Raw genomic sequence first — 12,138 nt, 5'->3', positions numbered from 1 at the left:
TTTTTTCTCGTTCGCCCTTCCTGCCCACTTCCCCTCCGCTCTCCCTTTCTCTCCTCCCCCCCCCCGCGATGAGGCCACCATCGTTATCACGCCATTTGCGGTTGCCGTGCAGCAACCGCTCTGGCTCGCTTCCTGCAGTACCCATCACCATCGGCCCGGAACCCTTCCGGCCACCAAGAAGAAAAACAGGTGAATCCATGCCAAGCGATCAATCCGCCGGCGCGCCGGCAAGCTCCTCCGTCGACTTTGAAAAGGTCAATTCCGATTATTTCCAGCAACGTGAACTGAAAAAAGGTGCCGCCGGCTGGGTCCTGCTGGTAGGCCTGGGCGTGGCCTACGTGATTTCCGGCGACTACGCCGGCTGGAACTTCGGCCTGGCCCAGGGCGGCTGGGGCGGCATGTTCCTCGCCACCTTGCTGATGGCCACCATGTACCTGTGCATGTGCTTCTCGCTGGCCGAGCTGTCCTCGATGATCCCCACCGCCGGTGGCGGCTACGGCTTTGCCCGCAGCGCTTTCGGGCCCTGGGGCGGCTTCCTTACCGGCACGGCGATCCTCATCGAATACGCCATCGCCCCCGCAGCAATCGCCGTGTTCATCGGTGCCTACTGCCAGTCGCTGTTCGGCATCGGCGGCTGGATGATCTACCTGGCGTTCTACATCATCTTCATCGGCATCCACATCTTCGGCGTGGGTGAGGCACTGAAACTGATGTTCATCATCACCGCCGTCGCCGCCATCGCCCTGGCGGTGTTCCTGATCGGCATGGTGCCCCATTTCGATGCAGCCAACCTGTTCGACATCGCCAAGACCGACGCTGTCGGTGCAAGCAGCTTCCTGCCGTTCGGTTATGTCGGCGTGTGGGCCGCGATCCCCTATGCGATCTGGTTCTTCCTCGCCGTCGAAGGCGTGCCCTTGGCCGCCGAAGAAACCAAGAACCCGAAACGCGACCTGCCGCGCGGCCTGATCGGCGCCATGCTGGTGCTGCTGGCCTTCGCCCTGCTGATCCTGGTGGTCGGCCCCGGCGGCGCAGGGGCCGACGCCCTCAAGGCCTCGGGCAACCCGCTGGTCGAGGCGCTGGCCAAAGCCTACGGCGGCTCCACCTGGATGGGCGGCTTCGTCAACCTGGTCGGCCTGGCCGGCCTGATTGCCAGCTTCTTCTCGATCATCTACGCCTATTCGCGGCAGATCTTCGCTCTGTCCCGCGCCGGCTACCTGCCGCGCAAACTGTCGCAGACCAACAAGAGCAAAGCCCCGGTACTGGCCCTGGTGATCCCCGGGATCATCGGCTTCGCCCTGTCGCTGACCGGCCAGGGCGACCTGCTGATCCTGGTGGCGGTATTCGGCGCTACGCTGTCCTATGTGCTGATGATGGCCGCGCACATCACCCTGCGTATCCGTCGCCCGAAAATGGAGCGCCCGTATCGCACCCCCGGTGGCATCTTCACCTCGGGCGTGGCCCTGGTGCTGGCCTGCATCGCCGTGGTCGCCGGTTTCCTGGTCGACCCGCGGGTGGTGATTGGCGCTGCGGTGATCTACGCGGTGTTGATCGCCTACTTTGCGTTCTACAGCCGCCACCACCTGGTGGCCGGCACGCCGGAAGAGGAATTCGCCGCGATCCAGAAGGCCGAAGAGGCCCTGCACTGATCGTCGACCCGCGCCGCAGGCCAGCCCTGCGGCGCTCTGGAGATTCTGTATGGCAAGTTTCGTACACACGGTGGGCAACCAGCTCTACCGTTTCGACAGCCTCAAAGAGGTCATGGCCAAGGCCAGCCCGGCACGCTCGGGCGACTACCTGGCCGGGGTGGCTGCCAGCAACGATGGCGAACGGGTCGCCGCGCAGATGGCCCTGGCCAATATCCCGCTCAAGCACTTCCTCAACGAAGCGTTGATCCCCTACGAAGACGATGAAGTCACCCGGCTGATCATCGACAGCCATGACCCGCAGGCCTTCGCCCCGGTCAGCCACCTGACCGTCGGCGGCCTGCGCGACTGGCTGCTCGGCGAGCAGGCCGACGAACACAGCCTGCGCGCCCTGGCCCCCGGCCTGACGCCAGAAATGGCCGCGGCCGTGTCGAAGATCATGCGTGTGCAGGACCTGGTGCTGGTGGCGCAGAAGATCCGCGTGGTCACCGCCTTCCGCGGCACCATGGGCCTGCGCGGGCGGCTGTCGACGCGGCTGCAACCCAACCACCCCACCGACGAGCCCGCCGGGATCGCCGCCAGCATCCTCGACGGCCTGCTGTACGGCAACGGCGATGCCATGATCGGCATCAACCCGGCCACCGACAGCATCGCCTCGATCTGCGACCTGCTGGTGATGCTCGACAACATCATCCAGCGCTACCAGATCCCCACCCAGTCCTGCGTGCTGACCCACGTCACCACCAGCATCGAGGCGATCAACCGTGGCGTGCCACTGGACCTGGTGTTCCAGTCGATCGCCGGCACGGAAGCGGCGAATGCCGGCTTCGGCATCAACCTCAACGTGCTGCAGGAAGGCTACGAGGCCGGGTTGTCGCTCAAGCGCGGCACCCTCGGGCAAAACCTGATGTACTTCGAAACCGGCCAGGGCAGCGCCCTGTCGGCCAACGCCCACCACGGCGTCGACCAGCAAACCTGCGAAACCCGCGCCTATGCCGTGGCCCGGCACTTCAAACCGTTCCTGGTCAACACCGTGGTCGGCTTCATCGGCCCGGAGTACCTCTACAACGGCAAGCAGATCATCCGCGCCGGCCTCGAGGATCACTTCTGCGGCAAGCTGCTGGGCGTGCCGATGGGCTGCGACATCTGCTACACCAACCATGCCGAAGCCGACCAGGACGACATGGACACCCTGCTCACCCTGCTGGGCGTGGCCGGGATCAACTTCATCATGGGCATCCCCGGCTCCGACGACATCATGCTCAACTACCAGACCACCTCGTTCCACGATGCGCTGTATGCACGGCAAACCCTCGGCCTCAAACCCGGGCCGGAATTCGAAGCGTGGCTCGAACGCACCGGCATCTTCACCCAGGCCGATGGCCGTGTCCGCTTCGGCGACAACCTGCCGCCGGCCTTCCGCCACGCGCTCGCGCAGCTGGCCTAGGAGCGCCCATGGACCGACATACCCCTACCGAACAAAACCCCTGGCTGGCCCTGCGTAACCTCACCCCGGCGCGCATCGCCCTGGGCCGCACCGGCATCAGCCTGCCGACCAGCGCCCAACTGGACTTCCAGTACGCCCACGCCCAGGCCCGCGATGCCGTGCACCTGCCCTTCGACCATGCCGGCCTGCGCCAGCAGCTCAGTGATCGTGGCCGCGCCAGCCTGCTGCTGCACAGCGCCGCCAGCGACCGCAACCAGTACCTGCAGCGCCCCGACCTTGGCCGGCGCCTGCACGCGGACTCTGCCCAGCAACTGCGTGAGCACGCCCAGGCCAACCCGGCCGGCGTCGACCTGGCCATCGTCGTCGCCGACGGCCTGTCGGCCCTGGCCGTGCACCGCCACACCCTGCCCTTCCTCAGCCGCTTCGAGGAGCAGGCCGCCGCCGACGGCTGGACCAGCGCCCCGGTGGTGCTGGTGGAACAGGGCCGGGTGGCGGTGGCCGATGAAGTGGGCGAACTGCTCAAGGCACGCATGACCGTGATGCTGATCGGCGAGCGCCCGGGGCTGAGCTCGCCCGACAGCCTCGGGCTGTACTTCACCTATGCGCCCAAGGTCGGCCTGACCGACGCCTATCGCAACTGCATTTCCAACGTGCGCCTGGAAGGCCTGAGCTATGGCATGGCCGCCCATCGCCTGCTGTACCTGATGCGCGAAGCCTGCAAAAGGCAGCAGTCGGGGGTGAATCTGAAGGATGAAGCCGAGGTCCACAGCATTGAAGGTGACAATTCGGGCAAAAAAAATGGAAACTTCCTGCTAGGAGAAGGGTAAAAAACATGTCACGGAAGGCGGATTGCACTTGTAGGCTGCTTTAGGCAGCATGCAGTTGACTGCTGGCAATCCGCCGTATCCCCTAAATGGACACTGAGGCCCGCACATGCGAATCATCAAGGCTACCCTGGAGCACCTCGACCTGCTCACGCCGTTGTTTGTGAAGTACCGTGAGTTCTATGGCCAGCTGCCTTACCCGGACAGCTCCCGCAGCTTCCTGGAAAAGCGCCTCAAGCGCGGCGAATCGATCATCTACCTCGCCCTGCCCGTCGACGACGACAGCAAGTTGCTGGGTTTCTGCCAGCTCTACCCGAGCTTTTCGTCGCTGTCGCTCAAACGTGTGTGGATCCTCAACGACATCTACGTCGCCGAAGACTCGCGGCGCATGCTGGTGGCCGACCACCTGATGCGCGAAGCCAAGAAGATGGCCAAGGAATCGAACGCCGTGCGCATGCGCGTGTCCACCAGCAGCGACAACGAGGTGGCGCGCAAGACCTACGAGTCCATGGGTTTTCGCAAGGACACCGAGTTCGAGAACTACATCCTGCCGATCACCCAGGATTGATCATAAGCACTGCGCGAGGCTGTTCTCACAGATCTGCACAGAAGTAATGGGTGTGGCAGGGTCCTGTGGGAGCGGCTTCAGCCGCGAACACCGGCGCAGCCGGTGCCCTGCATGGCGTCGCTTGCTTCGCGGCTAAAGCCGATCCCACAGGTTATGCGTGAATCCATCGTAACCCCCCGCTACAAACTCTCCGGGCATGATTGCGACTTCGCCGTATAATCCCCATCCAGTCATGTGTGAAAAGTTACCTTTCCCCAGGTGAATCTACCCACGCCCAAGACGCTGTCCGTCATCGCGCGCCCGTGGAAGCGGGTCATGAACTCAGGTGCTGTACATGGATTTCAACCCGCTGGACCTCATCCTGCATCTCGATGCCTACCTTGATCTGCTGGTCACCAACTACGGCCCCTGGATCTACGCCATCCTGTTTGCCGTGATCTTCTGCGAAACCGGCCTGGTGGTGATGCCTTTCCTGCCGGGTGACTCGCTGCTGTTCATCGCCGGTGCCGTGGCCGCAGGCGGCGGCATGGACCCGGTGCTGCTGGCCGGCCTGCTGATGGCGGCAGCGATCCTCGGCGACAGCACCAACTATGTGATCGGGCGCACGGCAGGCGAACGGCTGTTCAGCAACCCCAGGTCGAAGATCTTCCGCCAGGACTACCTGCAGCGGACCCACGACTTCTACGCTCGCCATGGCGGCAAGACCGTCACCCTCGCCCGCTTCCTGCCTATCCTGCGTACCTTCGCGCCGTTCGTCGCCGGCATTGCCCACATGCATTACCCGCGCTTCCTGGCCTTCAGCATCACCGGCTCGCTGCTGTGGGTGGGCGGCCTGGTCACCCTGGGCTACTTCTTCGGCAATGTGCCGTTCATCAAGCAACACCTGTCGCTGATGGTGGTGGCCATCATCATCCTGTCGCTGGTGCCGATGCTCCTCGGCCTGCTGCGCGGCCGCCTGGGCCGCACCGCCAAGGCCCACTGACGCAAATGTGGTCGTTCAGCGCCTGGCGGCGCCGGCGCACCCTGGCCCGCTACCCGGTCGATGATCAACTGTGGCAGGCCATCCGCCAGCGCCTGCCAATGCTCGACGGCATCAGCGACGACGAAGACCGCTGGCTGCGCGAGGCATGCGTGCTGTTCCTGCACGACAAGCACCTGACCGCCCTGCCCGGGGTCGAACTGGATGACCAGCAGCGTCTGTTCCTCGCCGCCCAGGCCCAGCTGCCACTGCTGCACCTGGGTGAGCTGAACTGGTACCAGGGCTTCCATGAGCTCATCCTCTACCCCGACGACTTCGTCAGCCCCCAGCGCCACCGCGACAGCAGCGGCGTGGAACACGTGTGGGACGCCGAGCACAGTGGCGAAGCCTGGCAACAGGGCCCGGTGATCCTGGCCTGGCCGGGGGTGCTGACCAGCGGCGGCTGGGAGGCCTACAACCTGGTAATCCACGAGCTGGCGCACAAGCTCGACATGCTCAATGGCGACGCCAACGGCCTGCCGCCGCTGCACAGCGGCATGCAGGTCGAAGACTGGGCCAACGCCATGCAGCACGCCTACGACGACCTGAACCGTCAGCTCGACGCCAACCCCGACGCCGAGACCGCCATCGACCCCTACGCGGCGGAGAATCCGGCGGAGTTCTTTGCCGTCAGCAGCGAGTACTTCTTCAGCGCCCCCGACCTGCTGCACGCCGCTTATCCGAAGGTCTACCTTCAGTTGTCGCTGTTCTACCGCCAGGATCCGCTGGCCCGTCTGGCACGCCTGCAGGCCGAGCATCCGGACTACCGCGAAAACCACGCCTGACAGCCCCGCACATCAGGCCGGGCGTGGCATGCCCTGTCGGAATGTGCCTATAATCGCGCCACTTTTTTTTGATCAAACACGGGGGCATAGCCCAATGAGCTACAGCAAGATCCCGGCTGGCAAAGACCTGCCGAACGACATCTACGTCGCTATCGAGATCCCGGCCAACCACGCGCCGATCAAGTACGAAATCGACAAGGACAGCGACACCCTGTTCGTCGACCGCTTCATGGCCACCCCGATGTTCTACCCGGCCAACTACGGTTTCATCCCCAACACCCTGGCTGACGACGGTGATCCGCTGGACGTGCTGGTCGTCACCCCTTACCCGGTTGCCCCAGGCTCGGTCATCCGCGCCCGCCCGGTCGGCGTGCTGAACATGACCGACGACGGCGGCGGCGACGCCAAGGTCATCGCCGTCCCGCACGACAAGCTGTCCCAGCTGTACGTTGACGTGAAGGAATACACCGACCTGCCAGCCCTGCTGATCCAGCAGATCGAGCACTTCTTCGCCAACTACAAGGATCTGGAGAAGGGCAAGTGGGTCAAGATCGAAGGCTGGGATGGCGCCGACGCCGCCCGCGCCGCGATCACCAAGTCGGTTGCTGCCTATAAAGGCTGAAGCTGACGTGTGAAAAAGCCCTGCCTCGGCAGGGCTTTTTTGTGGGCGATGGAAAATTCCTACTCGCTCCTAGGCAAATGCCTGCGAGCCGAAATGTTTCCCACAGATCGCCTCCACATCGAGTTCATTTCCACACAGTATTCAGGGCGATAGACTCGCCACCATGAACTCATCCGGTGATCGCCTCAAAGCCCTCCTGCAGGAGTGCAACCTGACCCCTTCCGACTTTGCTGCCCAGCGCAACGTCACGCCCCAACACATCAACAACTGGTTCAAGCGTGGCGTGCCGCAAGCTCGGCTCGACGAAATCGCCGACCTGTTCTGTGTGTACCCGCGCTGGCTACGTAGCGGCGAAGGCCCTAAACATCCCGACCCTCTCACGCCTGCCCGCCCTGCCCTTGCCCCCACGCAAGCCCCTGCGCCGCTGCTGGCGCTGGGCACGCAAAGCGTGCAACTGCCCTTGCATCAGTTGCAGCAGGGTAGCCTGAGTGCCACACCCGAACTGTTCCAGCCAATCCCCCGCCAAGCCCTCGACAGCGTCGGCGTTGCCGCGCACAACGCCTTCTGTATCGGCATGCCGGCCAGCAACATGGCGCCGCTATTGCCCCAGGGCACGCTCCTGGCCATCGACTCCAGCCTCACCCGGGTGATCGAAGGCGAATACTACGCACTGCTGCACAACGGCCAGTTGCGCGTGCACCGACTCACCCAAGGCAACAACGGCACCTTGTGCCTGCACAGCCACGACCGCCTCAACTACCCGGTCGAGCGCTTCACCGCCCAGCAGCGCAGAACCCAGAAGCTGCTGATTCTCGGCTGGGTGTTCTGGTGGTCCTGCCTGCGCCCGGCGCGGCCATGCTGAAACACTTCGCACCACTTTTTGCTGGGCATCCCCGGTGAGCCCTAGTATGCTACGCGCCACATCACGCCCCCTGATGGTGCAAGCCGCATTGCAGAGGGCCTGGCGACGCCTCACACAGCCGTCCGCCATCTTTTTCAGGCCATGTTGCCAACCGTTTAAGGCGATTGCGGCTTATCAAAAATGAGCCAAGATCGTCCCCGAGAAGCCGGCCACAAGCCGGCTTTTTAATGCCTGCACTCTACCCCCGCATTTTTCTGCCACCGGGCATAGCCTGAGGCAGTCATGCGCGTCTTACCCGCGCCCATCGAACTAATGGATGAGGTCGTCGGCCAACCATTGAGCAATGTCGCGCTTGGCATGCAAAACACGCCAGACATCGATGTGGTCATCGCGCTCGACGTAGAACACCAGGTAGGGGTAACGCTTCAACGGCCAGCAGAACAACCCAGGCAGATCCAGATCGTGGCCATAGCGGCTGATACCCGATGTCGGATGGCGACTGATATGCCCGTAGCCTTGTTGAAGCGCATCGATGAATCCGACTGCTACTTGCTCTGTAGCCTCAGCAAGGTAGTAACTGACAGCATTCTCGACATCTTCGCGCGCGAGGACTCGGGGAATCACTGGCTTGGCCGTTGCCTTCACCCCCTGCGTACCTTTGCCCGCAGTGATTCGAAGTAGTCATCATCCACCGAGGTGGTGGGCGCCGAGCCTGCCCCGGCCAAAAGCAGGCCCCGTAGATGTTGCCGATCCTGATCCTTGCGGATCAGTTCGCGCACGTACTCGCTACTGGTGCTGTAGCCGCGCTGGCTGACCTGATCGTCAACGAACGACTTCAATGAGTCCGGCAGGGAAATGTTCATGGTGCTCATGGCTGCGTCCGCATTTGCCAAAATTTGCCAAAGCATACACCCCAGGAAACACTGTTAAAGCCCTACGTGACAGAAGGAGGGCCGAGCATTACCCCGGCGACGAAACGCCAGCACCAAGCCAGGCATGCAACAGCCCAGCCGGGTGACGTCCTAGATGCTCAGGGATGCAAATACTTGAGCACATACAGGGACAGTTCGCGGAACACCTCGGCCGGGATCCGCTCACTCAACGCCTGGGCCTTGCCCAGCGTTGCGCAGCAGGCCTTGAGCATGTTGCCGCGCACCTGATCATCGACCATGCCGGTATGCACCAGCTGGAAGTACTTCGGATAGGTACTGGGCACCTGGTCCAGGGACGCACGGCGAATCTCGAACAGCCCCTCTATATGGGGCGGCTGGAAGTACGCTTCATCGGCCTCTGCCGCCTGCGGCACCAGCTGCAACGCTGGGGAGCAGACACTGCGGCACAGCAACCTGCTCTCCCGGTCGGTCTCCATGCCGCGTTGATACAGGCTGATCTGCGAGCCGGGGCTCACCAGGCAGGCGGCCTCGAAGGCATCGATGATCCTTGCGGCATTGGCTTGCGACGCCTCGATCTTGCTGAGGGAAACGAAGCGTTCGATCTGGTCCTGGGCCACGCTCTTCACCCCGCGCTCCAGGGTGTTCCAGTGGCCGAATTCCTTCTGGCAGGCGATCAGGTGCAGCTCCAGCTGGTAACCCGCCTGCTGCGCCAGGGCCGGTACACCGGCGAAGGCAGCATCGTCCAGCGCGGTCTCCATGATGATGTCGTAGTGGTTGGCCAGCGCATGCTCGAAGAGCTTGCCGCCCAGCTGCCAGATGAACTGCTCGGTATGGGCGTAGACATACCGGCCACCGCCGGCCTTCATCTGCTCGTACTGTGGATGCAGCTTGCGATAAGCCGGGTCGTAGAGACTGACGTAGTCGTCATAGCGTTTGCTCGCCAGTAGCGAGTTGTTGAGCAGATAGGTCTTGCCCGAGCCCTCGGCGCCGGCCACGACCAGCATTCTCGGCGCTGGGTTGCCCTGGGCGTCGGTCCGTCGTTTGCGGCTGAACAGAAGGGGGTCGAGGGTTTCGAAAGCAGATGCAACGTCTGCGGCAGTGAAGGTATGGAGCTGGGACATGCTGGTCATTCCTGTTGGCTGCCCGGCAGTGGGCGAGCCAAAAAGGTAAAACCCGTTCAGACGATGCCTGCGGTAGATAACGCAGCCTATGGTCGCAACTTCAGCCTTTCACACACACCACCTGGCGCAGGGTATGCACCACCTCGACCAGCTCGCGCTGGGCCAGCATCACCGCGTCGATATCCTTGTAGGCCATCGGGATCTCGTCGATCACGTCCTTGTCCTTGCGGCACTCGACATGGGCCGTGGCGCGCCGCTGGTCATCGACGCTGAAGCGGCTCTTGGCCTTGGTGCGGCTCATCACCCGGCCTGCACCATGGCTGCACGAGCAGAACGACTCCTCGTTGCCCAGGCCGCGCACGATGAAACTCTTGGCGCCCATGGAGCCCGGGATGATGCCTAACTGCCCCTTCTGCGCCGACACCGCCCCTTTGCGCGTCACCAGCACTTCACGACCGAAGTGCTGTTCCTTCTGCACATAGTTGTGGTGGCAGTTGACCGCCTCGAGGCTGGCCTCGAACGGTTTGCCCAGCACCTTGCGAGTGGCTGCCACCACCGCCTGCATCATCAACTCGCGGTTGTGCCGGGCGAAATCCTGGGCCCACTCCACCGCCTCCACGTAGTCGGCGAAATGCCGGCTGCCCTCTTTGAAATAGGCCAGGTCCTTGTCCGGCAGATTGGCCAGGTGCTGGCGCATGTCGGCCTGGGCCAGCTCGATGAACAGGTTGCCGATGGCATTGCCGACGCCGCGCGAACCACTGTGCAACATGAACCAGACCCGGTCGGCTTCATCCAGGCAGACTTCGATGAAGTGGTTGCCACCGCCCAGGGTGCCCAGGTGCTGGCGGTTATTGGTCTTTTCCAGCCGTGGGTACTTGTCGGTGATGGCCTTGAAGCGCCCGGCCAGGCCTTGCCACTGCTGGTCGGCTTGCCTGGGCACGTTGTCCCAGGCGCCCTGGTCGCGGCGACCGAAGGTCTTGCCGTGGGGCACGGCCTGCTCGATGGCCGTACGCAGGCCATGCAGGTTGTCCGGCAGGTCACGGGCATGCAGCGAGGTCCGTGCGGCGATCATGCCGCAGCCGATATCCACCCCCACCGCCGCCGGGATGATCGCACCTAGCGTGGGGATCACGCTGCCGATGGTCGAGCCCTTGCCCAGGTGCACGTCCGGCATCACCGCCAGGTGCTTGAAGATGAACGGCATCTGCGCCGTGTTGAGCAACTGTTTGCGGGCCTCGTCTTCGACCGGCACGCCGTCGGTCCACAGTTTGATCGGCTTGCCGCCGGCGCCTTGCAAGGTGTCCATGTCATCGCTTCCGCAGAGCTGTTGCCGCCATGATACCGCCGAAGGTCGTAGACCGGCCGCTTGCCAGCAAGGTGGCACAGTGCTGTATGCTTGCCCGGTCTTCAGGGCGGGGTGAAAGTCCCCACCGGCGGTAAATCGAAAGATGAGCCCGCGAGCGCCCCGGCCATGCCGGGGGTCAGCAGATCTGGTGCGACTCCAGAGCCGACGGTCATAGTCCGGATGAAAGAAGGCGTCAGGCAGGGGCCATCCGGGCGCCCCTGCGCGCGCATTTTGTTCGCCCCGAGACGTTCATCGATCATTCACGAGGAGCGTTTCATGTCCACCTTGCTCAACAAGCAATTCCCCAATGTCACTGCCGCCATCGCCGCCTTCCAGGCCGGGCGCCCGGTGCTGCTGCTCGACGACGACGACCGCGAGGACGAAGCCGATATCGTCGCCGCCGCCGAGAACCTTTCGCTACAGACCATGGCCATGATGATCCGCGACTGCAGCGGCATCGTCTGCCTGTGCCTGGACGAAGCCACCGTCGACGCCCTGCAGCTGGCGCCGATGGTGCCGAACAACCAGGCCCGCCACGGTACCGGTTTCACCGTCACCATCGAGGCGGCCGAAGGCGTGAGCACCGGCGTCTCGGCACAGGACCGCATCACCACCATCGAAGCGGCGCTGCGCTCCACCGCGCAGCAGCGGCATATCGTCAGCCCCGGCCACGTGTTCCCGCTGCGCGCCCGCGACGGCGGCGTGCTGACCCGCCGCGGCCACACCGAAGGCTCGGTGGACCTGGCGCGCCTGGCCGGCCTGCGCCCGGCGGCGGTGCTGTGCGAGCTGATGAACCCCGATGGCAGCATGGCCCGGGGTGAGCAGGTGGCGGTGTATGCCCGGCAGTACAACCTGCCGGTGCTGACCATCGAGGAACTGGCGCGCTATCGCGAAGCCATGCTGGAGCTTGAGGCCGAGCCGGCCTGACAGCAGCATCGGGGGGGGGGGGGGGGGGGGGGGGGGGGGGGGGGGGGGAGGGGAGAGGGGGGGGGGGGGGGAGCGGGCAGCGG

14 protein-coding genes and 1 riboswitch are annotated in these 12,138 nt (G+C 63.9%); of the genes, 9 read left to right on the top strand and 5 right to left on the bottom strand.

The genetic code is table 11. The annotated features are described in order from the left end of the window. A partial coding sequence (locus ACO6VM_RS23605; protein WP_422403878.1) for a hypothetical protein occupies positions 1-199 on the bottom strand: 199 nt, incomplete at its 3' end. Here ACO6VM_RS23605 and eat point away from each other — a divergent pair. The 8 genes from eat to ACO6VM_RS23565 all read left to right on the top strand — a co-directional run bounded on the left by eat (position 198) and on the right by ACO6VM_RS23565 (position 7,769). After that, a complete protein-coding gene (gene eat / locus ACO6VM_RS23600; RefSeq protein ID WP_401058026.1) occupies positions 198-1,646 on the top strand; it encodes an ethanolamine permease in 1,449 nt (482 codons plus the stop codon). The genes ACO6VM_RS23605 and eat overlap by 2 nt on opposite strands. Positions 1,647-1,695: 49 nt before the next feature. Beyond that, positions 1,696-3,090: an ethanolamine ammonia-lyase subunit EutB gene (locus ACO6VM_RS23595; protein WP_401058025.1), complete on the top strand. Its 1,395-nt coding sequence runs from the start codon at positions 1,696-1,698 to the stop codon at positions 3,088-3,090. Positions 3,091-3,098: 8 nt separating this feature from the next. Continuing rightward, complete coding sequence (eutC, locus tag ACO6VM_RS23590; RefSeq protein ID WP_401058023.1) at positions 3,099-3,917, top strand: ethanolamine ammonia-lyase subunit EutC; 819 nt, start codon at positions 3,099-3,101, stop codon at positions 3,915-3,917. Between the two features lie 106 nt (positions 3,918-4,023). Continuing rightward, positions 4,024-4,482 carry a GNAT family N-acetyltransferase gene (locus tag ACO6VM_RS23585; protein WP_153787707.1) on the top strand — a complete coding sequence of 153 codons (459 nt, stop codon included), beginning with the start codon at positions 4,024-4,026 and terminating at the stop codon, positions 4,480-4,482. A gap of 334 nt (positions 4,483-4,816) precedes the next feature. Continuing rightward, positions 4,817-5,464 carry a DedA family protein gene (locus ACO6VM_RS23580; protein ID WP_125857291.1) on the top strand — a complete coding sequence of 216 codons (648 nt, stop codon included), beginning with the start codon at positions 4,817-4,819 and terminating at the stop codon, positions 5,462-5,464. Positions 5,465-5,469: 5 nt separating this feature from the next. Beyond that, positions 5,470-6,285 carry a zinc-dependent peptidase gene (locus ACO6VM_RS23575; protein WP_125857290.1) on the top strand — a complete coding sequence of 272 codons (816 nt, stop codon included), beginning with the start codon at positions 5,470-5,472 and terminating at the stop codon, positions 6,283-6,285. Positions 6,286-6,379: 94 nt separating this feature from the next. Further along, entirely contained in the window at positions 6,380-6,907 is a 528-nt protein-coding gene (gene ppa / locus ACO6VM_RS23570; protein WP_016484715.1) for an inorganic diphosphatase, read from the top strand. A 163-nt stretch (positions 6,908-7,070) separates the two neighbouring features. Further along, positions 7,071-7,769, top strand: a complete 699-nt coding sequence (locus ACO6VM_RS23565; RefSeq protein WP_422403877.1) for a LexA family transcriptional regulator — start codon at positions 7,071-7,073, stop codon at positions 7,767-7,769. A 309-nt stretch (positions 7,770-8,078) separates the two neighbouring features. Here the strand turns inward: ACO6VM_RS23565 and ACO6VM_RS23560 are convergent, their stop codons facing one another. From ACO6VM_RS23560 to ACO6VM_RS23545, 4 genes are all read right to left on the bottom strand, one after another. Further along, positions 8,079-8,414: a type II toxin-antitoxin system RelE/ParE family toxin gene (locus ACO6VM_RS23560; protein ID WP_401058017.1), complete on the bottom strand. Its 336-nt coding sequence runs from the start codon at positions 8,412-8,414 to the stop codon at positions 8,079-8,081. Next, a complete protein-coding gene (locus tag ACO6VM_RS23555; RefSeq protein ID WP_125857287.1) occupies positions 8,411-8,641 on the bottom strand; it encodes a type II toxin-antitoxin system ParD family antitoxin in 231 nt (76 codons plus the stop codon). The genes ACO6VM_RS23560 and ACO6VM_RS23555 overlap by 4 nt, the downstream gene beginning before the upstream one ends. 158 nt (positions 8,642-8,799) lie before the next feature. Next, the gene (locus ACO6VM_RS23550) at positions 8,800-9,783 is read right to left on the bottom strand and encodes a zeta toxin family protein (RefSeq protein ID WP_422403876.1); all 984 of its coding nucleotides are present in this window, start codon (positions 9,781-9,783) and stop codon (positions 8,800-8,802) included. A gap of 100 nt (positions 9,784-9,883) precedes the next feature. After that, the gene (locus tag ACO6VM_RS23545) at positions 9,884-11,089 is read right to left on the bottom strand and encodes an RtcB family protein (RefSeq protein ID WP_422403875.1); all 1,206 of its coding nucleotides are present in this window, start codon (positions 11,087-11,089) and stop codon (positions 9,884-9,886) included. A gap of 93 nt (positions 11,090-11,182) precedes the next feature. Next, positions 11,183-11,324: riboswitch (FMN riboswitch) on the top strand. 80 nt (positions 11,325-11,404) lie between these two features. Here ACO6VM_RS23545 and ribB point away from each other — a divergent pair. After that, complete coding sequence (gene ribB / locus ACO6VM_RS23540) at positions 11,405-12,055, top strand: 3,4-dihydroxy-2-butanone-4-phosphate synthase (RefSeq protein ID WP_125462444.1); 651 nt, start codon at positions 11,405-11,407, stop codon at positions 12,053-12,055. Positions 12,056-12,138 lie beyond the last annotated feature (83 nt).

Source organism: Pseudomonas sp. GZD-209 (assembly GCF_049310485.1).
GTDB classification, from domain to species: Bacteria; Pseudomonadota; Gammaproteobacteria; order Pseudomonadales; family Pseudomonadaceae; genus Aquipseudomonas; species Aquipseudomonas sichuanensis.
This window is presented reverse-complemented; position numbering and strand designations above follow the sequence as displayed.

Excerpts from the sequence above, each read along its gene's own strand:
- ACO6VM_RS23580 (WP_125857291.1), top strand. The coding sequence starts at position 4,817 with ATGGATTTCAACCCGCTGGACCTCATCCTGCATCTCGATGCCTACCTT.
- eat (WP_401058026.1), top strand. The coding sequence starts at position 198 with ATGCCAAGCGATCAATCCGCCGGCGCGCCGGCAAGCTCCTCCGTCGAC.
- ACO6VM_RS23565 (WP_422403877.1), top strand. The coding sequence starts at position 7,071 with ATGAACTCATCCGGTGATCGCCTCAAAGCCCTCCTGCAGGAGTGCAAC.
- ACO6VM_RS23550 (WP_422403876.1), bottom strand. The coding sequence starts at position 9,783 with ATGTCCCAGCTCCATACCTTCACTGCCGCAGACGTTGCATCTGCTTTC.
- ACO6VM_RS23545 (WP_422403875.1), bottom strand. The coding sequence starts at position 11,089 with ATGGACACCTTGCAAGGCGCCGGCGGCAAGCCGATCAAACTGTGGACC.
- ACO6VM_RS23575 (WP_125857290.1), top strand. The coding sequence starts at position 5,470 with ATGTGGTCGTTCAGCGCCTGGCGGCGCCGGCGCACCCTGGCCCGCTAC.
- ACO6VM_RS23595 (WP_401058025.1), top strand. The coding sequence starts at position 1,696 with ATGGCAAGTTTCGTACACACGGTGGGCAACCAGCTCTACCGTTTCGAC.
- eutC (WP_401058023.1), top strand. The coding sequence starts at position 3,099 with ATGGACCGACATACCCCTACCGAACAAAACCCCTGGCTGGCCCTGCGT.
- ACO6VM_RS23555 (WP_125857287.1), bottom strand. The coding sequence starts at position 8,641 with ATGAGCACCATGAACATTTCCCTGCCGGACTCATTGAAGTCGTTCGTT.
- ribB (WP_125462444.1), top strand. The coding sequence starts at position 11,405 with ATGTCCACCTTGCTCAACAAGCAATTCCCCAATGTCACTGCCGCCATC.
- ACO6VM_RS23585 (WP_153787707.1), top strand. The coding sequence starts at position 4,024 with ATGCGAATCATCAAGGCTACCCTGGAGCACCTCGACCTGCTCACGCCG.
- ppa (WP_016484715.1), top strand. The coding sequence starts at position 6,380 with ATGAGCTACAGCAAGATCCCGGCTGGCAAAGACCTGCCGAACGACATC.